Origin of the sequence: Nostocoides sp. (assembly GCF_037045025.1) — a bacterium.
Taxonomy (GTDB): Bacteria; Actinomycetota; Actinomycetes; order Actinomycetales; family Dermatophilaceae; genus Nostocoides_A.
Genome location: NZ_JBAOHM010000013.1, coordinates 470522 through 496748 on the forward strand (window position 1 = coordinate 470522; position 26227 = coordinate 496748).

A 26227-nucleotide genomic window follows, 5' to 3' on the forward strand; every position below is an offset into this window, starting at 1 on the left:
TGGCAGGGTGAAGCGGGGTCCTCTCTGGCCGGAGGGGACCCCGCTTCGTCGTTCATCGGAAAGTGGTGGCCGGGAGACAGCGTGTCAATCGACGCGCGGTCAGTCTGACCCGGATCCGCGAGTAGTGGTGGGGTGATCGGCGTGTGATGTGACGAAGGTGCTTGTCCTGCTGGGAGAATCGGGGTTACGAAGCCTTCGATTGGCCAGCGAGGAGAAGCACCTTGTCGGTGAAGAGAGTACGTGGTCGTGGCCGGGTTCGGAAGCGGGTGCGGATCGGCGCGCCGGATCCGTCGTTGACCGGGATCTCGGGGGTGGCAGCGCTCGCGGAGTTCATCGAGAAGCTGGATCTGGTCGGGCGCCTGGACCGGGGGATCGGTGCGATCAAGGAGCGGGAGCGGGGCGCGACGGCCGGGCAGGTGCTGGTGTCGCTGGCGCAGTGCCAGTTGCTCGGCGGGGATGTGCTGGCCGCGTTGGACCGGCAGCGCCAGGATGTGGCCGGGTCCGCGTTGTCGGCGGTGCCGGTGTTGGCCTCGACCACGGCGGCGGGGTTGGCCCGCCGGTTCGGGCCGGCGCAGCTGGCCGGCCTGGAGGGTGCGGTCGCGGACCTGACCGGTCATGCGGTCGGGTTGTTGCCGGCGTCCCGCCGGGCGGTGTTGGCCGCGGCGGTGACGGTGGACTTGGATTCCACCGATGTGGAGGTGTACGGGGCGAAGAAGCAGGGTGTGGCCTACAACTATCACGGTCAGCGCGCGGGCCGTCCGCATCTGGGGACCTGGGCCGAGGCCGGGTTGACCCTGGCCGCGGAGTTGCTCGCGGGGAATGCGGATGTGAGGCCCCGGGCCGCTGACCTGTTGCGCCGGGTCCTGGCCGGGATCCCCGAGGACATCCGCTCGGCCGCGGCCGACTGGGATCGGTTGCGGGTGCGCGCGGATGCCGGCTACTTCACCGCCGACCTGGCCCACGCCGCGGTGGCGGCCGGGTGTGACTTCGCCATCGCCGCGAAACGGAACACCGCGATGTGGCGCGCCTACGCCGCCATCCCCGAGGACGCCTGGGGTGCGGCGGAGGGGATGCCCGGCGCGCAGGTCGCCGCGGTCGACTACGCCCCGCAGGGGTGGCCGCCGCACACGTACACCATCGTGCGCCGGGTCCGCATCGAGGCCGAGGACATCTCCGACGACCCCCGCTCACGGCGCCGGCGCACCATCGAGAAGAACCAACTCACCCTCGCCTTGGAGGGCGCGGCCACCCACGCCCACGCGGTCTCCTTCATCGTCACCAATATCCCCGCCAACGACCACCCGGCCAACCCCACCGAGCCGGCCGAGCCGGCCGAGCCGGCGGAGCCGGCGGAGCCGGGTGAGGCGGCCGCACCGGTTGCCTCGATCACGCAGGTCGAGTCCTGGTTCCGCCGCCGCACCGACATTGAGGACCGGATCCGGGAAGCCAAACTCGGGGCCGCGCTGCGGCATCTGCCGTCGGGCGACCACGCCATCAACACGGTGTGGATGTGGGCTGCCCTGCTCGCCGGGAACATCTCCGTTCTGCTGCAAGCCCTGACCGGGATCGACCAGCGTCACCGCGCCCACGGCGCCCGCCTACGCCACGAACTGCTCTGCGTCCCAGCCCGCATAGTCCGCCACGGCCGCCAGCTGATCCTGCGGCTGCCGCCCGACCGCCAGCTCCTGCCCACCGTCCTGGCCCGGATCCGGGCCTTACCCACCGCGGCCTAACCCGCGAATCCCCCGTCCCGACGACCCAGGACCCCGAAGACCCGCCCACCCGAGCGCCACCGGGCCATCCGCGCTGCCCGCACCCAAAAACACACTGCCACAACACAAAATCTATCCGCCGTTCACTGGCCGCCCAACCCACACGCAAGCTACTCGCGGATCCGGGTCTGATATACGCGGGTTGGTTACCGCTGGGCCCTGGTTTCGGCTGGAGAGTCTCGGCTGGTCTAGGGTCGAGCGTCGCCCCGGCAAGGCTCGGGGTTACTCATAGCAGGTTCGCTGGTTCTCTCCTCGCGCTGCTGCCCGGACACCAGGGGTGTTCCGTGAACGAGGCGTGGTGTGCGGTTAGGTGTCCATGGTGGCCAAAGACCAGCACCAGCCGGCCAGTTCGCGGGCGATGGCGGTGTTGGCGACGGTGTGCCGTTTCTTGTGTGCGGTCATCCGCTGCCAGGACCGGTGCAGCCGCCGGTTGCCGGCGTCACCGCGTTCAGCGGCCACGGCCGGTGCCAGCGCCCACCGTTGCTGCATGGTTTTCCCGGGGGTGTAGGCCTTCTTGTGGTGCCAGGCGGCCTCGATCAGCAGCCGCCGGGCGTGGCTGTTGCCGGTCTTGGTGATCCCTCCTTGGACCCGGCTGGCGCCGGAGGACGACTCGGACGGCACCAGCCCGAGGTAGGAGCCGATCGAGGACCCGGTCAACTGGTGCCAGTCCCCGATCTCCACCGCTAACGCGAACCCCGTCAGTGTCGAGATCCCCCGCAGGCACCCCAACCGTCGGGTGATCGCGGTGTACTCGCTGTCCGCGGCCAACGCCAGGATCTGCTCATCGAGCCGGTCGCGGCGGGCCAGGAGCTGGGTGACCGCGGTGTAGCCATCATCGAACGCGGCCCGTGTCCCCACGCCGTCAGCCCCAGCTCGTGCGTGCCGATCCGGCGCAGCCACCGGTCATGGCCACCGGTCCAGGCCTTGCCCTGCAGGTAGACATAGCCGTGCCGCAGCAACAACTTCGACAGCTGGTGGCGGGCGCTCATCAACGCCGCCCGGACATCCTCGCGGGCCCGGACCAGATCCCGGGCCGATTCCTGCGCCGGCGTCGGGATGGTCACCGCGACGATGTCGTCATTGCGGGCCAACCGCGCCAACAACATCGCATCCCGCCGGTCGGTCTTAACCCGCTCCCCGCTCGGACGCAACAACTTCGACGGAGCCGCCACCTGCGTGCGGTGACCAGCGGCTAGCAACCCCCGCGCCAGGCCATACCCGGTCGGGCCCGCCTCATAGGTCACCAGCACCGGACCATGCTGCCGCGTCAGATCCGTGACGAACCCGACCACATCCACGGTCCGCGGCCAGACCACCCGCTCGATCACCTCACCGGTCCTCGTGTCGATCGCGGCCGCCCGCACCGACCGGGCGTGGACATCCAACCCAAGACTTGTACGCTCGGTAAACACCGGAGCCTCCTATCCATCGGCCACCAGCCAGCCCTTCTGGCCAGGTGATCCCCGAGTTGTGGCATACGCGAGGCTCCGGCCACAACCCCCACAAGATCATCCACTCACCGGACCCGGGTGTTGACCGTCGCTCTGGGTGACGACGTGGGGGCCGTGATCTGTCATCGAGGTTGCCGACGGGCGGTCGCATTGGTTTGAGTGTGGTGTTCGTGGTCCTCGGCGCCATCACTGTGCCGGGCTCGGGCAAGATGGGTGGGGTATTGGACGTTCACGGCCCTCGCGCGTGAGGTGTCGTGGAAGACGTCGCGGGAGGGCCGTGCCGGATGCGCGGAGGCATCGGTGCTCACAGTAGAAGGTGATCAGGCTCGGGTCGAGTCGCGGTTGGTGTCCGGACAGATCGGTTGTCCGGGGTGTTCTGGAGAGCTGCGCCCGTGGGGGTGGGCGCGGCCGCGGCGGGTGCATGGCATCGAGGCGGTGGTGCGTCCGCGGCGGGCTCGCTGTCCGGGGTGTTTGCTGACGCACGTGCTGTTGCCGGTGACGCTGTTGTTGCGGCGGGGGTACGCGGCCGGGGTGGTCGGTGCCGCGCTGACCGCTCGCGCGAGGGGGTTGGGACACCGGCCGATCGGGCAGGCGTTGGGGGTGCCGGGGGCGACGGTCCGAGGCTGGCTGCGGGTGATGGGCTCCCGGCTTGACCCGGTCCGGTCGTGGTTGCTGCAGGTCGCGGCCCTGGCCGGGGTGGACTGGGTGGTGCCCCAAGCGCAGGGGTGTCGGTGGCGGGACCTGTTGGCTGCCCTGGCCGCGGCGAGCGAGGCGGTCACGGGCCGGTTCGGCCGGGATGGGGTGCTCGGCCCGGTGACGGGCTGGCAGGTCGCCGTCGCCTGTTCCGGTGGTCGGCTGTTGGCGCCGGGGTGGCCGCCGGTCTGGCCGGGGCGGGGCGGCAACACGAGTTGCCCCTGACGCCTGGCCCGGGCAGGCGGCATCGTCGTAAGGGTTGTCCCTGACCGTGCCGCGGTCAGGTATTCCCCTTGCTTCAGAGGAGTTGTCGTGGAGTGCACACCCGAGCAGGAGGCGCACAAGCGGCGTGAGCGCGCGCAGCTGGTGGCGTTGTTCCGCTACCAGCTGATTAGTCCGGCCCTGGATCCGGGCTTGTCGCGCAAGGCCCGCGGGAAGGTGGTGCGCGCGATCGCGGCCCGCAGCCACGTCGGCCCGTTCGGTGGGCAGCACACCTACTCGCGGGACACATTGGATCGGTGGATCCGCCGGTACCGCGCCGGCGGGTTCGAGGCGTTGACGCCCTCGCTGCGTCAGCCGGGTTCCCGGATCGACACGGCGGTGCTGGAGCTGGCGGTCGCGCTCAAACGGGAGAACCCGGCCCGGACAGCGGCGCAGGTCGCGCGGATCCTGCGGGCTTCCTCGGGGTACTCCCCGTCCGAGTCGACGCTGCTGCGGCTCTTCCACCGGCACGAGCTGATCGGCCCAGCGACCGGGCAGGCGCCGGTGTTCGGCCGGTACGAGGCCGACGCGCCGAACCAGCGGTGGGTCGGGGACGCGTTGCACGGGCCGAAGATCGGCGGGCGCAAGACCTACCTGTTCGCCTTCTTGGACGATCACTCCCGCCTGGTGGTCGGCTACCGGTTCGGGTTCGCCGAGGACGTGATCCGACTGGCCGTCGCCTTGGAGCGCGCGTTGGCCTGCCGCGGGGTGCCCGGCGCCTGCTATGTCGACAACGGCTCGGCCTACGTCGATGCGTGGCTGCTGCGAGCCTGCGCCAAGCTCGGTATCCGGCTGATCCACGCCACCCCACACCGACCCCAAGGCAAAGGCAAAATCGAACGATTTTTCCGCACCGTACGCGAGCAGTTCCTCGTCGAGGTCCCCGACACCAGCGCCGCCGACCTGGCCGAACAGGCCACCACCGCCGCGGCGGCGCTGCTGGAACTGAACGCGCAGTTCACCGCCTGGGTCGAGTCGCTCTATCACCACCAGGTGCACTCCGAAACCGGTCAGAGCCCACTGACCCGCTGGAACGACGGCTGGCAGGCCGCCGGGCACGGCCCGACCATGCCAGCCGCGGACGCGTTGACCGAGGCGTTCTTATGGTCCCAGCTGCGCACCGTCACCAAGACCGCCACCATCAGCCTGCACGGCAACACCTACCAGGTCGAACCCGCCCTGGTCGGACGCAAGGTCGAACTCGTCTTCTCCCCGTTCAACCTCGAACAGATCGAGGTCCGCCACAGCGGACGCTCCTACGGCCAAGCCGTCCCACACGTGATCACCCGACACACCCACCCCAAGGCCCGACCCGAGACCCCCGAACCAGCCCCCGCCACGACCGGGATCAACTACCTGAACCTGCTCACCGACACCCACCACACCCACGTCGCCGACGACGAACGGATCGGCTTCCACGCCCTCTACGCCAACAGCCCCGAAGCCACCACCGAGCAGATCCCCGGGCAACTGTCCCTCGATGAAATGCTCACCGACACCACCTCGCGGCAGGACGCGGCCCGGTGAGTATCCAACGCCTGCAATCCTACTGGGGATTCACGGCCATGCCGTTCGGCCGGTCCCTGGCCCCCTCGATGCTGCACCGCCACGCCGGGCACGCCGAGGCCATGGCCCGCATCGACTGGTGCATCAGCCAACACGCCCTCGGGGTGATCACCGGCGAGGTCGGCGCCGGCAAGACCGTCGCCATCCGCGCCGCCACCGCCGCCCTGGACACCTCCCGACACGTGGTCATCTACCTGCCCAACCCCTCCGTCGGCGTCCGCGGCATGCTGCACCACATCACCTCCGCCCTCGGGCAAACCCCCACCTTCTACACCGCCACCCTGGTCCCCCAAGCCGCCGAGGCCCTCGCCGCCGAACACGCCGAACGCGGCCGCACCCCCGTCCTGGTCTTCGACGAAGCACACCTGCTCGACAACCCCCAACTCGAAGCCGTCCGCATGATGACCAACCACGGCATGGACTCCGGCGCCCCGTTCGCCGCGCTGCTAGTCGGACAACCCACCCTGCGCCAACGACTCCGCCTCGGCGTGCTCGCCGCCCTCGACCAACGCATCGCCGTCCGATACACCCTCACCGGGATGACCCCCGACGAAACCAGCGACTACATCACCCACCACGTCAAGATCGCCGGACGCACCGACACCCTCTTCAGCAACGACGCGATCACCCTGATCCACAACGCCTCCCGAGGATACCCACGCGCCATCAACAACCTCGCCGTCAACGCCCTGATGGCCGCATTCGCCAAAGACACCAACATCGTCGACGAGAAAGCCGCCCGCATCGCGATCTCCGAAACCGGCGCGGACTAACCAACCCCCGTCACCACGCCGAGCACCCCGTCACCACGCCGACCACGGCCCCGCCCGCCAACCGCGGACGGGGCCGTTCCACACCCAGACCATCGGCAAACCCGATGACGCCGCCATCCGCAGAATGAGCGACGGTCAACACCCGGGCCAAACCTGCCAACGCGCCAGAGGAGTCAACGTGGAGCACGCGCAGCGCAGCGAGCATGAACGACGTTGACACCGACAAGCGATGGCAGACAATCAGCCGCGCCGGCGAATGGAACCTTGCCGAGACCGAACACCCGGAACACTCGCCAACCCCCATAGGGTCTAGCCCTCAAACTGACCCGCACCCGACGGGTCTCCCACGTCGACGACCTGATCGCCGACCCGGCCGCCGCCCTACTGACCGGGATGGCCGCACTGCCCAAGAAGTCCGCGCTGACCAGCTACTCCTACCGGCTAGCCCACGACCACCAGCAACGGTTCCTAGCCGCCTTGGACACCACCATGATCGCCCACGGGCTGGCCACCAGTGACCAGGCCATCTTCGACTTGGACTTCCACGCCGTCATGCATTGGGGCCACGACCCCGTCCTGGAAAAGCACTACGTGCCCAAGCGTTCCCAACGAGCCCGGTCCGTGCTGACGTTCTTCGCCCAGGACACCGACACCCACAACCTGGTCTACGCCAACGCCGACACCTCCAAAGCCACCCAAGCCCGCGAACTCATCGCGTTCTGCGACCACTGGGCCAGCGCCAGCGGCCACGACCCGGCCATGCTGATCATGGACCAGAAAGTCACCACCCACCGCGTCCTCGGCGAACTCGACGCCCGCGGCGTGAAATTCCTGACCCTGCGGATGCGCTCACCCGCGCTGCTGCGGCACATCAACGCCCTACCCACAGCCGCCTACAAGACCATCACCTTGGACCGGCCCGGCCCGCACAACAAACCCCGCGTCCACGAAGACCCCCACACCACCTTGACCGACTACCCCGCCACCGTCCGGCAACTCATCGTCACCGGCCTCGGCCGGGAAGCACCCACCGTCATCATCACCAACGACACCACCTCAACCACCCGCGAACTGGTCAGCCGATACGCCCGCCGGATGACCATCGACCAACGTCTCGCCGAGATCATCCGCGCATTCTGCGCCGACGCCCTATCCTCAACCGTCAACCTCAACGTGGACCTAGACATCATGCTCACCGTGCTCGCCCAAGCCCTGCTCGCCGCGCTCCGCGCCCGCCTACCCGGCTACGCCACCATCACCCCGGACGTCATCCAACGACGCTTCCTCGAAACCCCCGGCACCATCACCACCACCAGCCAGACCATCACCGTCCGACTCGAACGCCGCGCCTACACCCCAGTCCTCCGCGCCGCCCAGCTACCCACCAACACCCCCATCCCCTGGCTCGGCAACCGAACCATCAGCTACCAACTCGACTAACCCCTTGCGCCGAACCCCCTGCGTGGAAATCCGCGTTAGTCGGCCTCCCAATACCTTGCAAGCTATTGGGCAGCAAGGAACTTGTGCTAGCAGAAGTTCCTTGACGGCCCGGTTCCTCGACGTCCCGGTTCCTCGACGTCCCGGTTCCTCGGCGCCGCGGAGTTGACCGCCGCACCCTCCATTATTGATAATGATTCTATGAAGCGGTTACGTCTTGCCGCCGGCCTGGCAGCCGGAATCGTCGCGCTCACGCTGACCGGATGCGGCGGGGACGAGCCGACCGACAAACCGAACGGCACGCTGGCCGTGGTCGCCAGCTTCTATCCCCTCCAGTTCGTGGCCCAGCGCGTGGGCGGCGACGCCGTCAGCGTGGCCAACCTGACCAAGCCCGGCGGCGAGCCGCACGACCTCGAGCTGGCCCCGGCCGATGTCGCCGGCCTAGCGCGCGCCGATCTCGTTGTGTATCAGGCCGGATTCCAGCCCGCGGTCGACGACGCGGTCAAGCAGGAGGTCGACGCCGCCAAGGCTATCGACGTCGTCCCCGCGGCCAAGCTGGAGCCCGTCGGTGAGCCGGTCCTCGGCAAGGGGGACCACGCCGAAGATCGGGACAGCCTCGACCCGCACTTTTGGCTCGACCCGACCCGGCTAGCCGACGTCGGGGATGCCGTCGCCACACGCCTGGCCGAGATCGACCCCGCCCGCGCGAGCAGCTACAGCGCCAACGCCGACGAATTGCGCGCCGACCTAGACGAACTCGACGGGCACGTCGCCGGGATCCTGTCCAGCTGCCGGTCACGGGAGCTGGTCACTGCCCACGACGCCTTCGGCTATCTCGCCCGGAGTTACGAGCTCACCGAGGTCGCCATCGCCGGACTTTCCCCGGACGTCGAACCGAGCGCGCAACACCTCGCCGAGGTCGCCAAATATGTCAAGGATTACGACGTCGGCACGATCTTCTACGAGACCCTCGTCAGCCCCGAGGTCGCCGAGACGGTGGCCGCCGAGACCGGTGCGAAAACCGCCGTCCTCGACCCGATCGAAGGCATCACCGACACCTCCGCCGGCAAGGACTATCTGGCCGTGATGACCGCCAACCTCGACGCGCTGGAAAAGGGCCTGCGCTGTGACTGACGCGCTGAGGCACGACGCACTCGATGGACGCCCGTCCCCACCCGCGATCCGGCTGCGCGAGGTCAGCGTCGGCTACGGCGAGCGACCCATCGTCCAAGGCCTCAACCTCGACGTCCGCGCCGGGGACGTCATCGCGATCCTCGGACCCAACGGCTGCGGCAAAAGCACCCTGATCAAGGGCATCGTGGGGCTGGCGCCCGTGCTGTCCGGGACCATCGAGCTGTTCGGCATCCCCGCCGCCCGCTTCAAGGACCGCTACCGGATCGGGTATGTCCCGCAACGGCATACCGTCGGAGGCGCGATCCCCTCCACCGTCAAGGAGGTCGTTGCGTCCGGTCGGTTGCCGCGCCGCCCGCTGCTTCACCGCGCCACCGCCGCCGACCGGCACGCCGTCGCTGCGGCGCTTGACGTCGTGGGTCTCGGCGACCGGGCCGGCGCCCCGGTCGGTGAACTCTCCGGCGGCCAGCAGCGCCGCGTCCTGATCGCCCGGGCCTTGGCCAGCGAGCCGGACGTCCTGGTGATGGACGAGCCAACCGCGGGGGTGGACGCCGCCAGCCAAGCCGCCCTCGCCACCACCTTGCAGCGACTCGCCGACGGTAACGTCCCGCTCGTCATCGTCACCCACGAACTGACCGCCCTCGCCAGCCTGGTCACCAGGGCGGCCTTGATCCGCGAGGGGCGGATCGCCTATCACGGCGCGCTCGAGGGCCTCAATCGCGCCGCATACGAGCACGTCCACCACCTCGACGAGGATCGACCCGCCCCGGCCTCGTGGCCGCCCGATGTCCGGCTCGGTGGCTGATGCTCGCGCTGGAGTTCATGCAACGCGCGCTCCTGGCCGCGCTCCTCGTCGGGCTGGCCGCGCCCGCGGTCGGCACCTTCCTCGTCCAACGCCGGCTCGCGCTGGTCGGTGACGGCATCGGGCACGTGGCCCTCGCCGGGGTCGCCGCCGGGGTGTTCACCGCGACCAGCCCGATCGGGACCGCGCTCATCGCTGCGGTCGCCGGGGCGGTCCTCGTCGAGCTGCTGCGTGCCCGCGGGCGCACCGGCGGCGATGTCGCGCTGGCCGTGCTCTTTTATGGGGGGATCGCGGGCGGGGTCGTGCTGATCAGCCTCGCGCCGGACGGCCGCGGCGCCAACCTCACCGGCTACCTCTTCGGCGCGATCACGACCACCAGTTGGACGGATCTCGCGATCTTCGCCGTCCTCGGGGTCGTCGTGCTCGGCACGATCGCGCTGCTCGGGCAGCGCCTCTTTGCGGTCAGCAACGACGAGGAGTATGCCCGCGCCAGCGGCATGCACGTCCTCGCGCTCAACATCCTGCTCGCCGTCCTCGTCGCCGTCACCGTCGTGGTCTCGATGCGCGTCGTCGGCCTGCTGCTGATCAGCGCGCTGATGATCATCCCCAACGCCGCCGCCCAGCAGATCGCCCGGAGCTTCCGCGCCACCGTGCTCGTGGCGATCGCGGTCGGTGTCACGACCAGCGTGGCCGGCGTCGCTCTCTCGTATGCCGCGGGCACCCCTTCCGGCGGAACGATCGTCCTGCTCGCCATCGCCTTCTTCCTCCTCGCGGTCGTCGGCTCCCAGGTGCGGGCGGCCGCTCACCGGCGCCGCGGGGGACTGCCCGACCATCCGCACGAGCATGGCCCCGGCTGCGGCCACGAGGCGCTGACGCACGAAGGGCACGTCGACTATCTGCACGACGGAGAGCGGCACGCCGCCCACGGAGGCCACTATGACCAGCACTGATCCGCCCATGACCGGCACCGACCCGGCGACCGGCACCGACCCGGCGGCCCCCGCCCGGCGCCGCTCGCGGCAACGCGACACGCTGCGCGCCTACCTCACCGAGCAGGACACGTTCCGCACCGCTCAGGACATCCACGCCGACCTGCGCGCTCGCGGCGAGACGATCGGCCTGGCCACCGTCTATCGGGCGTTGCAGCGACTGGTCGACGACGGCGACGTGGACGTGCTGCGCACGCCCGACGGCGAAGCCGCCTATCGCCGGTGCGCCACCCCTCGACATCACCACCATCTCGTCTGCCGCGACTGCGGCCGCACCGTGGAGGTCAGCGACCCACCCGTGGCCCGCTGGGCCGAGCAGGTCGCCCGGGATCACGGCTTCACCGACGTCGAGCATGTCGTCGAGGTCTTCGGCACCTGCGCCGGCTGCGGGTCGTAGAATCAACGCCGAGAAGAGTCGGCCAGGCGGTCGCGGCCCCGGGCAACCGGGTCGAGGAACGTCCGGACTCCACCGGGCACGGTGGTGGCTAACAGCCACCCGGGGTGACCCGCGGGACAGTGCCACAGAGAGCAGACCGCCGCATGCGGCATCCGCCGGATGCGGTCAGGGTGAAAGGGTGGTGTAAGAGACCACCAGCGGCCTGGGTGACCAGGTCGGCTCGGCAAACCCCACCGGGAGCAAGTCCGAGCAGCGTGCGGTTGAGGGCGGCCCGTCCGAGCACGCGGGTAGGACGCTCGAGCCCGCCGGCAACGGCGGGCCTAGATGGATGATCGCCACCCGGCGCGCGGCGACGTGGGCCGGGGACAGAATCCGGCGTATCGGCCGACTCTTCTCACCACCGCCGTTCGCTAGCGTGTGTCCGTATGCGGATCACTCACCTGGGCCATGCCTGCGTCCTCATCGAGATGGCCGACACGCGCATCCTCACCGACCCGGGAGTCTTCACCCCGGACCTGTCGGCGGCCACCGACCTGGACGCGGTGATCATCACCCACCAGCACCCCGACCACTATGACAAGGACCGGCTGCCGCAGCTGATGGCGGCCAATCCCGATGCCCGGCTGATCGCCGACCCCGAGACCCTGCCCAAGATCGCCGACCTCGGCCTTGGGGCGAGCGGACACGACGAGAGCACCCGGCAGATCGGGGGAGTGACGCTCACACCGGTCGGCAGCAAGCACGCGCTGATCAACGAGGCCATCCCGATCATCGCCAACGTCGGCGTGCGGCTGGAGGCGGCGGGGGAGCCGGTGCTCTATCACCCCGGCGACACCCTCGCCGAGGAGCCCGGCGACGTCGACGTGCTGCTCTTCCCGCTCAATGCGCCCTGGCAGCTCAGCCGCGAGATGACCGCCTTCCTGCGCCGGATCGCGGCCGGGCACGCCATCCCGATTCACGACGGACTGCTGTCCGCCAATGGCCGCGGGATCTATCTCGGCCAGGCGCGCGACCTTGGCTGCGCCGACACCGAGATCGTCGACCTCGGCGGCGGGGAGTCGCGGGAGTTCGCGGCTCCCGCCTAACCTGCTGGCCTGCCCCGTCAGTCCTCGCCCTCGTTCCAGCGGCGGTCTTCCTCATCCCACTGGCGGGTCTTCTCCGCTGCGGTCTCGAGCGCGGCGCCGGCCTCCTCCATGGTGTCGTAGGGGCCCATCAGGTCGGCGCCCGGGCTCTTGTTGTCGTCGCTCTCGACCTGACCGCTCGACACGTTGTACCAGAACGCCATGGCTGCTCCTTCGCCGGGTCGGCGCGTTCTCGCGCGCCGTGCTTAGACTCCACCGTATGCCGATCGCCTATGCAAGTGTGACTCCGGGCGCGGTCTCCGCGCGTCGGCCGGTGCCGGCCGCCATTGCCCGGCCGGAGTATGTCGACCGGCCGGCGCCGCGGCCCTTCACCGGCCCCGAGGTCAAGGACGCCGAGACGATCGAGAAGATGCGGATCGCCGGCCGGATCGCCGCTGAGGGGATGGCCGCGGCAGCCGCGCTGATCGCGCCCGGGGTGACCACTGACCGGCTGGACGCCGTTGCCCACGAGTTCCTCCTCGACCATGGCGCCTACCCCTCCACGCTCGGCTACCGGGGCTTCCCGAAGTCGATCTGCACCTCGGTCAACGAGGTGATCTGCCACGGCATCCCCGACAACCGGGAGCTGCAGGACGGCGACATCGTCAATATCGACATCACGGCATACATCGGAGGCGTACACGGCGACACCGACGCGACCTATCTGTGCGGAGAGGTCGACGAGGAGTCCCGGTTGCTCGTCGAGCGCACCGAGGAGGCGATGCTGCGCGGTATCAAGGCGATCGCCCCGGGCCGCCCGATCAATGTCGTCGGGCGGGTCATCGAGTCCTTCGCGCGCCGGTTCGGCTATGGCGTCGTGCGGGACTTCACCGGGCACGGTATCGGCAGCGCGTTCCACTCCGGGCTGATCGTGCCGCACTACGACGCGGCCCCGGCATACGCGACCGCGATGGAGGTCGGCATGACCTTCACCGTCGAACCGATGTTGAACCTTGGCACGCCCGACTGGGACATGTGGGACGACAAGTGGACGGTGGTGACCAAGGACCGGCGCCGCTCGGCCCAGTTCGAGCACACACTTCTGGTCACCGAGCGGGGTGCCGAAATCCTCACCCTCCCGTAGAGGGTTATTCCATAAAGCTATGCTCGGCGTCGGGGAAGCTGCCGTCGGCGACCTCGGCGGCATAGGCCTTGGCGGCGTCGCCGAGGGTGGTGCGCAGGTCGGCATACTTCTTGACGAAGCGCGGGGCCCGCCCGCCGCGCAGCCCGGCCATGTCCTGCCAGACGAGGACCTGGGCGTCACAGTGCGGCCCGGCGCCGATGCCGATCGTCGGGATCGTCAGCGCCCGGGTCACCTCGGCCGCGGCTTGCACCGGGACCATCTCCATGACGATGCCGAAGCATCCCGCGGCCTGCAGGGCCAGCGCGTCGTCCATCAGCCTCTCGGCGCCGGCCCCACGACCTTGGACCTTGTAGCCGCCGAGCACGTGCTCGCTCTGTGGGGTGAACCCGATGTGGCCCATGACCGGGATGCCCGCCCGGACGAGCAACTCGACCTCCGGCACCATCGGCGCCCCGCCCTCGAGTTTGACGGCGTGCGCCATGCCCTCCTTCATAAACCGGGTCGCGGTCGCCAGCGCCTGCTGCGGGCTGGCTTGGTAGGAGCCGAACGGTAGGTCGGCAACCACCATCGCCCGCTTGGCCGCCTGGGTCACAGCCCGGCAGAGCGGCACCAGGTGGTCGACGGTCACCGGGACCGTGGTCTCGAAGCCATAGACGTTGTTGCCCGCCGAGTCCCCGACGAGCAGCACCGGGATGCCTGCCTCGTCGAAGATCTCCGCGGCATACATGTCGTATGCCGTGAGCATCGCCCACTTCTCGCCGCGCTCCTTCATCTGCAGCAAGTGGGGAATCCGGACGCGGCGCTGCGGCGCGGCTTGCACACCGGTGCCATAAGGGGCGGTCGACTCGGGTGCGGGGGCGACTGATTCGCTCATGAGCGTGATCGTAGGACGTCACCGGCCGGCCGCATCCGGTGGCGGCCTACCGCGTCGGTCACGGGACGACCGGACGAGCGCGTTATCAAATCGTTATGGACGTCGGGAACGCGCCCAAGACCAGGAATTGCGATGAGGGAGCGGATCTGGCGAAATTCCTCGCGTCGCAAACCTGGTCTTGCCCGCGGAATCATGCTTGCCTTGCCCTGGGTCGCCACCAGCGGACCCGCAATCAATCCTGGGAGGACACGTAGTGAAGAGACGTCATGTGGGTCTCGTGTCGGGCGTGGCGGTCGCTGCGCTCGCCGTGACACTGGCCCCAACGACCGCGCAGGCCGGGTCATCGCCCGCGCCGACCAACGAGAATGCCGGCACCCGCAAGGGCGGCGACAGCCTGCCCAACCCACTCGGGGACGCGCAGACCAAGCTGCGCGAGGACGCCGTCGCCAAGCTGCTCAACGGCAAGGCGTCGCTGCAAGGCAGTGGGTCCAGCCGCGTCATCAAGATCCCGGGCAGCACCCGGCCCGAAGCCCGGGGCACGGCGGCGGCGCGCACGCGGTGGGTGTGGTATCCGACCGAGCGGACCGAGAGCATCTTCTCGGTCCTGACCGACTTCGGCACGCGGACCATGCCCGCGACCGGGGGAGCTCCGGGACCGATACACAACCAGATCCCCACGCCGGACCGCAACTGGAATGGCGACGCGACCGACGACAACTCGACCTACTGGGTGCGCGATTTCAACCGGGCGCACTTCATGAACCTGATGTTCGGCTCCGGCGAGTCCTTCAAGGACTTCTACCAGAAGCAGTCCCAGGGTCGTTTCCTCGCCAAGGGCGACGTCTCGAACTGGGTCAAGGTCCCCTACAACGAGGCCCGCTACGGCAGCAACGACATCTCCGAGGCGGACGGCTACTGGAATTACATCAAGGACACGGCAGCGTCCTGGTATGCCGCCGAGCGTGCTGCGGGCAAGAGCAACGCTCAGATCCGCAGCTACCTGGCCCAGTTCGACAAGTGGGACCGCTACGACTACGACGGCGACGGCAACTTCAACGAGCCCGACGGCTATATCGACCACTTCCAGGCGATCCACGCCGGAATGGGTGAGGAAGCCGGCGGCGGCGCCGAGGGCACGGACGCCATCTGGAGCCACCGGTGGTACGCCTTCTCCACGAACATCGGCCAGACGGGACCGTCGTTCAACAAGCTCGGCGGCGTGCCGCTCGGCGACTCCGGCATGTGGATCGGTGACTACACCACCGAGCCCGAGAACGGTGGCCTCGGCGTGTTCACCCACGAGTTCGGGCACGACCTGGGTCTGCGGGACTACTACGACACCGCTGATGCCACCGGCATGGGCAATAGCAGCGCCTTCTGGACCCTCATGTCGGCCGGTTCGTGGCTCAACCGCGGCGGCAATGCCATCGGCACCACGCCCGGTTATATGGGCCCGCACGAAAAGCTGCAACTCGGCTGGCTAGACTACCGGTTGATCCGCCACGGCCAGACCGACCCCAACGTCTTGCTCGGCCCGGCCGACAAGGACGGTCAGGGGATGGTGCAAGCGGTCGCTGTGCTGCTGCCCGACAAGGCCCACACGGTTGAATACAACGAGCCCTACCAGGGCAACTATGAGTGGTGGACCGGCTCGGGCGACGACCTGCAGAACACGCTCACTCGCGACGTCGACCTGCGCGGTGCGTCGACCGCCTCGATCAACGCCCAGGTCTGGGCCGAGATCGAAGAGGACTACGACTACTTGTACGCCGAGGTCTCGACCAACGGCGGTAGCACCTGGTCCCAGGTTGGCGACCCCGTCACGGGAGTGGATCCGCAGTGGCGCCAGCTGTCCTGGAACCTGAACGCGTACGCCGGGAAGAACGTCAAGTTCCGCTTCCGCTATGCCACCGACGGGGGCTTGGCCGAGGCCGGCGGCTTCCTCGACATGATCCAGGTGGTCAAGAACGGCTCGACGGCGTGGACCGACGACGTGGAATCCGGGGACAACGGCTGGACCGCCGACGGCTTCACCCGGATGACCGGGACGACCACCGAGATGAAGCAGCACTACTACCTCGCCGAGCTGCGCTCGTACTACGGCTACGACGCGACCTTGCGGACCGGCCCGTACAACTTCGGCTGGGCGAACACCAAGCCGGACTGGGTCGAGCGCTTCCCGTTCCAGAACGGCATGGTGGTGTGGTACGTCGACACGTCCTACAACGACAACAACACCTATGCTCACCCCGGCGGCGGCTTCGCCCTTCCGGTTGACGCGCGGCCGGGTCCGATCAAGGTCGGCACCGGGCAGCTGACCAACCGGCGGACATCCTTCGACGCCTCGTTCGGCCTCGAGCGCACCGACAAGGTGACCTTCCACCTCAATGGGGTGCCCGCGACTGTGCCCTCGCGCGCGGCGATGCCGACGTTCAGCGACACCTTCCCGAACCAGTACTGGACCTCGGCCAACCCGCAGAACTCGGTCAAGGTTCCCGGCTCCGGCACCAAGATCACGGTCAAGTACATGCATTCGCGTGGCTGGCCGATGCGGCTGTCGGTCAGCTTCACTCGCTAACGGAAATCGCGCTGAACCGAAAGCGCGGACGGGGCCCGAAGTCACCACTTCGGGCCCCGTCCCGTTGTCCTGCCGGGGAATACCCCGGGACGGCCGCCGCGGGCATACCGTTAACAGACCCGTAACACGGGTGCGCTTGGATGCCGGGCATGGATCGTCAGCAGGAGTTCGTCCTGCGCACCCTCGAAGAACGCGACATCCGGTTCGTCCGGTTGTGGTTCACCGATGTCCTCGGAACGCTGAAATCCGTGGCCATCGCCCCGGCCGAGCTCGAGGGCGCCTTCGCCGAGGGGATCGGCTTCGACGGGTCGGTGATCGAGGGATTCGCCCGGGTCTTCGAGTCGGACATGCTGGCCAAGCCCGACCCGGCGACCTTCCAGGTGCTCCCGTGGCGCAGCGACGGCCCGGGCACGGCGCGGATGTTCTGCGATATCGCCCTGCCCGACGGGGCGCCCGCGCTGGCCGACCCGCGGCATGTGCTGCGCCGCACCCTGGCCAAGTGTTCCGACCTCGGCTACACCTTCTATATCCATCCGGAGATCGAATTCTTCCTGCTCAAGCAGGGCTGGACGCCCGGGCAGGTTCCCGAGCCGATCGACCAGGGGGGATATTTCGACCATGTCCCCAAGGGCGAGGCGCACGACTTCCGGCGGGCGGCGATCACCGTGCTCGAATCGATCGGGATCTCGGTCGAGTTCAGCCATCACGAGGGCGCACCCGGGCAGCAGGAGATCGATCTGCGGTATGCCGATGCGCTCACCACCAGCGACAACATCATGACCTTCCGCACGGTCATCAAGGAGGTCGCGCTGGAGCGGGAGATGTATGCGACGTTCATGCCCAAGGTATTCGCCGAGTACCCCGGCTCGGGGATGCACACGCACATGTCGCTCTTCCAGGGCGACGCCAACGCCTTCTACGAGGCCGGCGCCCCCTATCAGCTGTCCACCACCGCCCGGCAGTTCATCGCCGGGCTGCTGCGGCATGGCGCCGAGATCAGCGCGATCACCAATCAGTGGGTCAACTCCTACAAACGGTTGTGGGGCGGCGGCGAGGCGCCGGCGCACCTGACCTGGGGGCACAACAACACCTCGGCGATGGTGCGCGTGCCGATGTACAAGCCGCTCAAGGGCCAGTCCAGCCGGATCGAGGTGCGCACGATCGACCCGGCCTGCAACCCCTATCTCGCGTATGCCGTCCTCCTCGCCGCCGGCCTGAAGGGCATCGAGGAGGAATACGAACTCCCCCCCGAGACCGAGGACGACGTCTGGAGCCTGACCCGCAAGGAACGCGCCGCCGCGGGCATCGAGCCGCTCCCCGGGTCGCTCTCCGATGCGATCGCCGCCATGGAACGCAGCGAACTGGTCGCCGAGACCCTCGGGGAGCACGTCTTCGATTTCTTCTTGCGCAACAAGCGCCGCGAGTGGGAGGACTATCGCCACCAGGTCACCGCCCTTGAGCTGGAGCGCCTGCTGCCCCGCCTGTGACGGCACTTGCCCCCCGGTCGCCAACATGAACACGCCAGATCTGGTGGGTTGATGTTGATTTGGCGTGTTCATGTTCTGGTGCGGCCACCTCTACGCTGAGGGATGTGTCCACAGCCCGGGTCGAGAGCACGGCGGCGGCATTCGCCCGCTTGGGCTTCGCCGACCCGGTCAAGGCCGAGCGGCTGCTCGCCGAGCCGGCCCTAACCGGGCTGCTCGACCCACTGGACGACTCCTTCGCCGACGGGGTCCTGCCTGCGCTCGGGTTGGTCGCCGACCCAGATTTGGCGCTGCTGGTGCTCGTGCGGCTGATGGAGGCCCTGCGCATGCGGATCGATAAGGAGCCCGACGACTCGCCGCTGCGCCGGGAGCTTCCCGCGCTGATCGCCGAATTGCGCCGCCCCGGGGTCGGCCGCCAGCGGCTGTTGGCCGTGCTCGGCGCCTCGATCGCCCTCGGTGACCACCTGGTCGCCCACCCCGAGCATTGGCGCAGCGTCGCCGAGGCCCGGCCGCGCACCGTCGCCGAGCGGATCCAGCGGCTGGTCGGCGCGGTCAGCGACCCGCCGGACGGGCTGAGCCCCGACGACGCGCTGCGCGTCTACTACCGGCGTGGGCTGCTCGGCATCACCGCGATCGACCTGACCGCGCCCGACCCGCTGCTCGCGATGCCGACCACCGCGGCCGCGCTCGCGGATCTGGCCCAAGCGGCGCTGGAAGCGGCATACACCATCGCCCGGCGAGAAGCCGGCGAGAGCGCGGCGTCCTGCCGACTGGCCGTCATTGCGATGGGCAAGACGGGTGGCCGCGAACTCAACTACATCAGCGACGTCGACGTCATCTTCGTGGCCGAGCCGGCGGGCGGGGCCAGCGAACAGGAGGCCATGGCCGTCGCCACCACGATGGCGACCCGGCTGATGGCCGCGTGCGGCAAGTCGACCTCGCACGGCAGCCTGTGGCAGGTCGACCCGGCCCTGCGGCCGGAAGGCAAGCAGGGCCCGCTGGTGCGCACCGTCGAGAGCCACCGTGCCTACTACGAGCGCTGGGCCAAGACGTGGGAGTTCCAGGCCCTGCTCAAGGCGCGCGTGGCCGCCGGTGACCGGGAGGTGGGCGAGGCCTACCTCGATGCCGTCCGGCCGATGGTGTGGGAGGCCGCGTCGCGGGAGAACTTCGTCGACGAGGTCCAGGCGATGCGCCGCCGCGTGGAGGCCAACATCCCCAGCGCGGAGGCCCAGCGCCAGCTCAAGCTCGGCCCAGGAGGGCTGCGCGACATCGAGTTCAGCGTCCAACTACTGCAACTGGTCCACGGCCGGACCGATCCGAGCCTGCGCTCGGGCACCACGCTCGACGGGCTCGCGGCTCTGGCCGCCGGCGGCTACGTCGGGCGCGAGGACGCGGCGGTGCTCGGCTCGGCATACCGGCTGTTGCGGACCCTGGAGCACCGCATCCAGCTGCTGCGGCTGCGGCGCACCCACCTGATGCCGACCGGACAGGCCGACTTGCGCAGGTTGGGCCGTGCCCTGGAGCTGCGCCAAGACCCCGCGGTCGCGGTCGAGCAGGCCTGGCGCGCCGAGGCGCGCGAGGTGCGTCGGCTGCACGAACGGCTGTTCTATCGTCCGTTGCTGAATGCGGTCGCCCGCCTCGGCAGCGACGAAGTCCGGCTGACCCCCGACGCCGCCGAGGCCCGCCTGCTCGCCCTCGGCTTCCGCGACCCCAAGGGCGCGCTGCGGCACCTGGAGGCCCTCACCGAGGGCCTGTCCCGGCGCGCGGCGATCCAACGTCACCTGCTGCCGGTCATGCTCGGCTGGTTTGCCGCCGAAGCCGATCCAGACGGTGGCTTGCTCGCCTTCCGCGATGTCAGCGAGGCGCTCGGCACGACGCACTGGTATCTGCGGTTGCTGCGTGATGAGCCGCAGGCGGCCGAGCAGCTCGCGCGGTCGCTCGCGCGCAGCCGCTTCGCCGCCGACCTGTTGCGCTCAGCGCCGGAAGCAGTGCAAATCCTCGGCGAGCAGGGCGGATTGCAACCGCGCGACCGGCCCGACATCGAGCGCCGGATGCGGGTGGCGGCCGGGTCGAAGAAGACCCCGGATGCCGCCATCGCGGCGGCCCGCCAGGTCCGCAAGGTGGAGTTGTTCCGGGTTGCGGTCGCGGATCTGGTGGCCGGGCTGGACTCGGTCGGCGTCGGCCACGGGCTGGCCGATATCACCGACGCGACCATCCAAGTGGCCCTCGACGCGGTGCTCGGGTCCTTCGCGCGCTCCGGGGACGGGCGGCTCACCGACATCCTCATCGTCGGCATGGGCCGGCTCGGCGGCCGCGAGTGCGGCTATGCCTCCGACGCCGACGTCATCTTTGTCCACGACCCGCACGTCGGCGTCGACGAGGGACGCGCCCAGGATCAGGCCCTGGAGATCATCAAGGAGCTGACCCGGTTGCTGTCGGTCCCCGGCCCCGACCCGGCGATCGGGCTGGACGCCGATCTGCGGCCCGAGGGCAAGAACGGCCCGCTGGTGCGCAGCCTGGACTCCTATCGCGGCTATTACGACCGGTGGGCGCTTACCTGGGAGGCGCAGGCGCTCGTCCGGGCCCGGCCGGTCGCCGGAAACCCCGATCTGGCGGCCAAGTTCCTCGACCTGATCGACCCGATCCGCTGGCCGGACAGCGGCTTGACCCAGACCCAGGTGCGCGAGATCCGCCGCCTCAAGGCTCGGATGGAGGCCGAGCGGCTGCCACGCGGGGCCGACCGGCGCACCCACTTCAAACTCGGCACGGGCGGGCTGTCCGACGTGGAGTGGACCACGCAGTTGCTCCAGCTCGAACACGCCCACGCCTACCCGACGCTGCGGACCACCTCCACGCTGCCGGCGCTGGAGGCGCTCGCCCAGGCGCGGCTGATCTCTGCCGCCGACCACGCCACGCTGGCGGCGGCGTGGATTCAGGCCGACGAGACCCGCGATGCCGCGATGCTCCACCGCGGACGCCCGGTCGAGACCATCCCGACCGACGCCCGCGAGGCCGACGGCACCGCGCGCATCCTCGGCCTGGCGCCCGGCTCGGGCCAGGAGCTGGCCGAAAACTATCGCCGCATCGGCCGCCGCGCCCGCGCCGTCGTCGACCGGCTGTTCTATGGCGAGCCGGGCGGCCCAGAATCGTGAGGACGCCGGCGCCGGGGACGGACGCCGCAGCGGCTCCTGAGCCGCCCGCCTAGAATCGGGCCCATGATGCGGCGACAGGATCTGCGCGGCCGGCCGCTGTCCCTGCGCGAGTTGCGCGACTGCTTACCCAGGGCACAGTTCGACATTGACGCCGCCCTGCATGACGTCGAGCCCATCTGCGCAGCCGTGCGGGAGCGCGGTGCCGAGGCCGTCGCCGAGTTCGCGGAACGCTTCGACGGGGTCCGTCCGCCGCGGCTGCGGGTGCCGCAGGAGGCCCTCGCCCATGCCCTCGGCGGGCTCGACCCCGACGTCCGGACCGCCTTGACGGTCAGCATCGCCCGCGCCCGCGCTGTGCACGCCGACCAGACCCGGGCCGAGGTCACGACCGCGGTCAGCGCCGGCGGCACCGTCACCGAGCGCTGGGTCCCCGTCGACCGGGTCGGGCTCTATGTCCCTGGCGGCCGCGCGGTCTACCCGAGTTCGGTGGTCATGAACGTCGTCCCCGCCCAACTCGCGGGCGTCGGCTCCCTTGCCGTCGCCAGCCCGCCGCAGCGGGAGAACACCGGCGCGCTCGCCGGCTATCCGCACCCGACGATTCTCGCGGCCTGCGCGCTGCTCGGCGTCGAGGAGGTATGGGCGATCGGCGGCGCCCAGGCCATCGCCGCCTTCGCCTATGGCCTGCGCGACGGTGAAGACCTCCTGGAACCGGTCAGCCTGGTCACCGGCCCCGGCAACATCTATGTCGCGGCCGCCAAGCGGCTGCTCAAGGGCCGGATCGGCATCGACGCCGAGGCTGGCCCGACCGAGATCGCCATCCTCGCCGACGCGGGCGCCGACCCCGACTTCGTCGCCGCCGACCTGATCAGCCAGGCCGAGCACGACCCGCTGGCCGCCTCGGTGTTGGTCACCGACAGCCCCGCGCTGGCCGACGCCGTCACCGCGGCAGTCACCCGCCGGGCCGCGGCGACCAAGCACAGCGAGCGCGTCCAGGAGGCCTTGCGCGGGCCCCAGTCGGCGATCGTCCTCGTCGACGACCTCGACCAGGGTCTGGCCGTCGTCAACGCGTATGCCGCCGAACACCTCGAGGTGATCACCGCCGGCGCCGCGTCGGTCGCCGCGCGGGTGCGCAATGCGGGGGCGATCTTCGTCGGCCCCTATTCCCCCGTCTCGCTCGGGGATTATGCCGCCGGCTCCAACCACGTCCTGCCCACCGGTGGCTGCGCCTGCCACAGCAGCGGGCTGTCGGTCCAGTCCTTCCTGCGCGGCATCCACGTCGTCGACTACACCCGCGAGGCCCTGGCCGAGGTCGCCGGCGCACATTGTCACGCTGGCTGACGCCGAGGACCTGCCCGCCCACGGCGAAGCCGTCACCGCCCGGGTTCCCGATGCCGGCCGGGGGAGCCGGTGACCGCACCCGCCGCCGCGGGTCTTCCCGCAGACGAGATCGTGCGCGCCCTGCTGCGCGAGGACTTGCGTGACCAAACGGCATACGGCGCACCGCAATTGGATGTCCCGGCCGCGTTGAACACCAACGAGAACTCCTATCCGGTGCCTGCCGACGTGGTCGCGGACATGCTCGCCGAGCTGGCCCGCACCCTGCCCGGGCTCAACCGCTATCCCGACCGGGAGTTCACCGCCCTCCGCCGGGCGCTCGCGAGCTATCTGTCCCGGTCGGGCACGGTGATCGGCGCCGACCAGGTGTGGGCCGGCAACGGCTCCAACGAGGCGCTGCTGCACCTCTTCCAGGCCTTCGGTGGCCACGGGCGGCGCGCGATCGGCTTCACCCCGTCCTATTCGATGCACAGCATCATCGCCGGCACGACCGCCACGCCGTGGGTCGCGGGCACGCGCAGCGCCGATCCGGGGCGACTGTTCACCCTTGACCCGGAATCCGTTGCCGCACAAGTCGAGTCGGCACATCCCAACCTCGTCTTCATCTGCTCGCCCAACAACCCGACCGGCACCGCCGTCGGGCTGGACGTGATCGAGGCCGCGTATGCCGCGGCGCCCGGGGCCGTTGTCGTCGTCGACGAGGCGTATGCCGAGTTCGCCCGCCCCGGCACGCCGAGCGCGCTGACCTTGTTGCCCGGCCGCGAGCGGCTGGTCGTGACCCGGACGATGAGCAAGGCCTTCGCCCTAGCCGGTGGCCGCCTCGGTTTCCTCGCCGCGGACCCGGCGCTGACCGCGGCGCTGCGGCTGGTGCGGATGCCCTATCACCTGTCCGCGCCGACGCAGGCGATCGCGGTGGCGGCGCTGCGGCATACGGACACGATGTTGGCGACCGTCGGGGTGATCAAAGAGCAGCGTGACCGGATTGCGCACGAGCTGGCCGTCACGGGCTATCACCCGGTCCCGAGCGACGCCAACTTCGTGCTCTTTGGCGGCCTCGCCGACGCCACCGCCACCTGGGCGGCGCTGTTGGAGCGCGGCGTCCTCGTGCGTGATGTGCAGATCCCGCACCACCTGCGGGTCACCGCAGGCACACCCGAGGAGACGACCGCCTTCCTGGAGGCCCTCGCCGCCCTCGGCCCCCGACACCAGGCCGTTGTCCCTGCCGCGGAAGGCGCGTGAAATCTGATGTCCCGCAAGGCTAAACGGCGTCGCGAGACCAGCGAATCGAGCGTCGAGGTCAAGCTCGACCTCGACGGCACCGGGGTCGCCTCGATCATCACCGGCATCGGCTTCTATGACCACATGCTGACCTCGCTGGCCCGGCATTCGCTCATCGATCTCGACATCACCGCCACCGGCGACACCCACATCGACGCCCATCACACCGTCGAGGACACGGCGATCGTCCTCGGCGAGGCGCTCGGCCAGGCCCTCGGCGACAAGCGCGGCATCGCGCGCTTCGGGGACGCGATCGTGCCGCTCGACGAGGCGCTCGTCCAGGCCGTCGTTGACGTCGCCGGCCGCCCCTATTGCGTCCACACCGGCGAGCCGCCCGGGCATGAATACGTCGTCATCGGCGGCAACTACATCGGTTCGCTCACCCGGCACGTCTTCGAGACCCTGGCCTTCCGCGCCGGGATCGCCCTGCACGTGCGGGTGCTCGCCGGCCGCGACCCGCACCACATCGTCGAGGCGCAGTTCAAGGCCGTGGCCCGCGCCCTGCGCGCGGCGATCGAGCCCGACCCGCGAGTCGGCGGCATACCGTCCACCAAGGGCAGCCTCTAAACCATGACTCCCGCCCTGCCCATCCCGCGCAGACCGGTCGGCGGCCTGCTGCTCGTGAACGACGAGTCCGGCAAACTGACCGCCTGGACCCGTCGCGGTCTGGTGGCAGTCCACGTGACCCCACTCGGCGGCTGGACGGGCATCACCCCGGCCAGCGACCGGTCCCGGGCCGCCGCCCCCTATGACGACCCGCGGATGGCGCTGGCAGCCAGGCCGCTGCCAGGTGCGTTGCGGCCGTCGATCGGCTTCTTCGTCGCCGGTCGCCGCGGCGTCGTCGTGGTCCAACCGGCGGGATGGCGGGCGGTCACCCGATGGGTGGTGTGGCTACCCGAGGCGGGCGTGGTGCACGCTCCCGGCCTGCGGGCCGCCGAGCCGGAGGATCTGCTCGCGTTCGCCGGAGCCGGCCCGCGCGCTGCGCCCGGGCTGCAGGACGCGCTGGCGGCGACGCCCGGCGACGCGCTCAGCTGGCTGGTCGGCATACATGCCGCGCTGGGGCTTCCCGGCCGCGACCTGCTGATGGCCCCCGAAGCGCCGGTGGGGACCCTGGTCGAGCCCGACGACGATTCGACCGCCCGGTTCGACGCGCTCATGCGTGAGGAGGCGGCCCATCTCGCCGAGGTGGCCCACCCGAGCCGGCGCCCGGGAGGTTCATGATGGGCCCCGATGTGGTCGTCCTCGACTATGGCAGCGGCAACGTGCGCTCGGCGGTGCGTGCCCTAGAACACGTGGGCGCGAGCGTGCGGCTGAGCGCCGATCCGGCCGCGGTCCGCGACTGCGCGGGGCTGTTCGTGCCGGGGGTCGGCAACTTCCATGCCTGTATGGCCGGGCTCGACGCCGTCGACGGGCCTCGGCTGATCGACGTCCGCCTCGCCGGCGGGCGCCCGGTGCTCGGCGTGTGCGTGGGCATGCAGGTGCTCTTCGACGGTTCCATCGAGCCGAGCGACGCCCCGGTCGCCGGGATCGGGGAGTGGCCGGGCATGGTCTCGCGGCTGACCGCCCCCGTCGTGCCGCACATGGGCTGGAACTCGGTGGCCCCTCCCGCCGGCACGCGCCTGTTCGCCGGGGTGGAGCACCAGCGCTTCTACTTCGTCCACTCGTATGCCGCCCGCACCTGGGACCTGCCCGTGGCGGACGGGCACATGGCCTCCCAGACGCCGCTGGTGACGACCTGCGACTACGGCGGCAGTTTCGTGGCCGCCGTCGAGAACGGCCCGCTGTCGGCAACCCAGTTCCACCCGGAGAAGTCCGGCGCCGCCGGGCTGCGCCTGCTCGCCAACTGGGTGCGCTCCCTGTGACCCCAGCGTTGGTGTGGGTCGGTGCCGAGGTGTGGGTCGGTGCCGAGGCGTGGGTCGGTGCCGAGGCGTGGGTCGGTGCCGAGGCGTGGGTCGGTGCCGAGGCGTGGGTCGGTGCCGAGGAACTTCTGCTAGCAGCAGTTAGTCGACCTCCCCATACCTTGCTGCCTATTGGTCAGCTTGGAACTTCTGC

Annotated in this window: 22 protein-coding genes, 1 other RNA gene and 1 pseudogene; 20 read left to right on the top strand and 4 right to left on the bottom strand. The window is 69.9% G+C overall.

Annotated features, from left to right (window positions below):
* Nucleotides 1–227: 227 nt before the first annotated feature.
* Nucleotides 228–1733 carry an IS1380 family transposase gene (locus V9G19_RS18065; protein WP_462286802.1) on the top strand — a complete coding sequence of 502 codons (1506 nt, stop codon included), beginning with the start codon at nt 228–230 and terminating at the stop codon, nt 1731–1733.
* Between the two features lie 345 nt (nt 1734–2078).
* Here V9G19_RS18065 and V9G19_RS18070 read toward each other — a convergent pair whose 3' ends face one another.
* Nucleotides 2079–2453: a transposase gene (locus V9G19_RS18070; protein ID WP_462286803.1), complete on the bottom strand. Its 375-nt coding sequence runs from the start codon at nt 2451–2453 to the stop codon at nt 2079–2081.
* A gap of 17 nt (nt 2454–2470) precedes the next feature.
* On the bottom strand, nt 2471–3184 hold the full coding sequence (locus tag V9G19_RS18075; protein WP_462286804.1) for an IS110 family transposase: 714 nt from the start codon (nt 3182–3184) through the stop codon (nt 2471–2473).
* Nucleotides 3185–3706: 522 nt separating this feature from the next.
* Here V9G19_RS18075 and V9G19_RS18080 point away from each other — a divergent pair.
* From V9G19_RS18080 to V9G19_RS18125, 10 genes are all read left to right on the top strand, one after another.
* Complete coding sequence (locus V9G19_RS18080) at nt 3707–4141, top strand: hypothetical protein (protein ID WP_462283544.1); 435 nt, start codon at nt 3707–3709, stop codon at nt 4139–4141.
* A gap of 87 nt (nt 4142–4228) precedes the next feature.
* Nucleotides 4229–5704: a DDE-type integrase/transposase/recombinase gene (locus V9G19_RS18085; RefSeq protein ID WP_462283670.1), complete on the top strand. Its 1476-nt coding sequence runs from the start codon at nt 4229–4231 to the stop codon at nt 5702–5704.
* A complete protein-coding gene (locus tag V9G19_RS18090; RefSeq protein WP_462283669.1) occupies nt 5701–6516 on the top strand; it encodes an ExeA family protein in 816 nt (271 codons plus the stop codon). Before V9G19_RS18085 ends, V9G19_RS18090 begins: the two co-directional genes overlap by 4 nt.
* Before the next feature lie 393 nt (nt 6517–6909).
* Nucleotides 6910–7956 carry a hypothetical protein gene (locus V9G19_RS18095; protein WP_462286805.1) on the top strand — a complete coding sequence of 349 codons (1047 nt, stop codon included), beginning with the start codon at nt 6910–6912 and terminating at the stop codon, nt 7954–7956.
* Between the two features lie 198 nt (nt 7957–8154).
* Entirely contained in the window at nt 8155–9087 is a 933-nt protein-coding gene (locus V9G19_RS18100) for a metal ABC transporter substrate-binding protein (RefSeq protein ID WP_462286806.1), read from the top strand.
* Nucleotides 9080–9889: a metal ABC transporter ATP-binding protein gene (locus tag V9G19_RS18105; protein ID WP_462286807.1), complete on the top strand. Its 810-nt coding sequence runs from the start codon at nt 9080–9082 to the stop codon at nt 9887–9889. The genes V9G19_RS18100 and V9G19_RS18105 overlap by 8 nt, the downstream gene beginning before the upstream one ends.
* The gene (locus V9G19_RS18110; RefSeq protein WP_462286808.1) at nt 9889–10836 is read left to right on the top strand and encodes a metal ABC transporter permease; all 948 of its coding nucleotides are present in this window, start codon (nt 9889–9891) and stop codon (nt 10834–10836) included. Before V9G19_RS18105 ends, V9G19_RS18110 begins: the two co-directional genes overlap by 1 nt.
* Complete coding sequence (locus V9G19_RS18115) at nt 10823–11272, top strand: Fur family transcriptional regulator (protein WP_462286809.1); 450 nt, start codon at nt 10823–10825, stop codon at nt 11270–11272. The genes V9G19_RS18110 and V9G19_RS18115 overlap by 14 nt, the downstream gene beginning before the upstream one ends.
* Before the next feature lie 14 nt (nt 11273–11286).
* Nucleotides 11287–11668: RNase P RNA component class A (gene rnpB / locus V9G19_RS18120), an RNA gene on the top strand.
* Nucleotides 11669–11697: 29 nt separating this feature from the next.
* On the top strand, nt 11698–12357 hold the full coding sequence (locus tag V9G19_RS18125; RefSeq protein ID WP_462286810.1) for an MBL fold metallo-hydrolase: 660 nt from the start codon (nt 11698–11700) through the stop codon (nt 12355–12357).
* Between the two features lie 17 nt (nt 12358–12374).
* On the opposite strand, the gene V9G19_RS18130 is transcribed toward V9G19_RS18125, so the two are convergent.
* Nucleotides 12375–12557 carry a methionine aminopeptidase gene (locus tag V9G19_RS18130; RefSeq protein ID WP_462286811.1) on the bottom strand — a complete coding sequence of 61 codons (183 nt, stop codon included), beginning with the start codon at nt 12555–12557 and terminating at the stop codon, nt 12375–12377.
* 56 nt (nt 12558–12613) lie between these two features.
* Here V9G19_RS18130 and map point away from each other — a divergent pair, with 56 nt between their 5' ends.
* On the top strand, nt 12614–13477 hold the full coding sequence (map, locus tag V9G19_RS18135; protein ID WP_462286812.1) for a type I methionyl aminopeptidase: 864 nt from the start codon (nt 12614–12616) through the stop codon (nt 13475–13477).
* Nucleotides 13478–13481: 4 nt separating this feature from the next.
* On the opposite strand, the gene panB is transcribed toward map, so the two are convergent.
* Nucleotides 13482–14351 carry a 3-methyl-2-oxobutanoate hydroxymethyltransferase gene (gene panB / locus V9G19_RS18140; RefSeq protein ID WP_462286813.1) on the bottom strand — a complete coding sequence of 290 codons (870 nt, stop codon included), beginning with the start codon at nt 14349–14351 and terminating at the stop codon, nt 13482–13484.
* A 253-nt stretch (nt 14352–14604) separates the two neighbouring features.
* Here panB and V9G19_RS18145 point away from each other — a divergent pair, with 253 nt between their 5' ends.
* From V9G19_RS18145 to hisH, 8 genes and pseudogenes are all read left to right on the top strand, one after another.
* Nucleotides 14605–16929 carry an immune inhibitor A domain-containing protein gene (locus V9G19_RS18145; protein WP_462286814.1) on the top strand — a complete coding sequence of 775 codons (2325 nt, stop codon included), beginning with the start codon at nt 14605–14607 and terminating at the stop codon, nt 16927–16929.
* A 149-nt stretch (nt 16930–17078) separates the two neighbouring features.
* Entirely contained in the window at nt 17079–18416 is a 1338-nt protein-coding gene (locus tag V9G19_RS18150) for a glutamine synthetase family protein (RefSeq protein WP_462286815.1), read from the top strand.
* A gap of 104 nt (nt 18417–18520) precedes the next feature.
* Entirely contained in the window at nt 18521–21565 is a 3045-nt protein-coding gene (locus tag V9G19_RS18155) for a bifunctional [glutamine synthetase] adenylyltransferase/[glutamine synthetase]-adenylyl-L-tyrosine phosphorylase (RefSeq protein ID WP_462286816.1), read from the top strand.
* A 63-nt stretch (nt 21566–21628) separates the two neighbouring features.
* Nucleotides 21629–22973, top strand: a pseudogene (gene hisD, locus V9G19_RS18160) (histidinol dehydrogenase).
* Nucleotides 22970–24136, top strand: coding sequence for a histidinol-phosphate transaminase (locus V9G19_RS18165; protein ID WP_462286817.1), 1167 nt, complete (start codon nt 22970–22972; stop codon nt 24134–24136). Before hisD ends, V9G19_RS18165 begins: the two are co-directional and overlap by 4 nt.
* A gap of 6 nt (nt 24137–24142) precedes the next feature.
* Entirely contained in the window at nt 24143–24742 is a 600-nt protein-coding gene (gene hisB / locus V9G19_RS18170) for an imidazoleglycerol-phosphate dehydratase HisB (protein WP_462286818.1), read from the top strand.
* Between the two features lie 3 nt (nt 24743–24745).
* A complete protein-coding gene (locus tag V9G19_RS18175; protein WP_462286819.1) occupies nt 24746–25396 on the top strand; it encodes a hypothetical protein in 651 nt (216 codons plus the stop codon).
* Nucleotides 25393–26037 (top strand): imidazole glycerol phosphate synthase subunit HisH, encoded by a 645-nt coding sequence (gene hisH, locus V9G19_RS18180; protein ID WP_462286820.1) that lies wholly within the window; start codon nt 25393–25395, stop codon nt 26035–26037. The genes V9G19_RS18175 and hisH overlap by 4 nt, the downstream gene beginning before the upstream one ends.
* Nucleotides 26038–26227 lie beyond the last annotated feature (190 nt).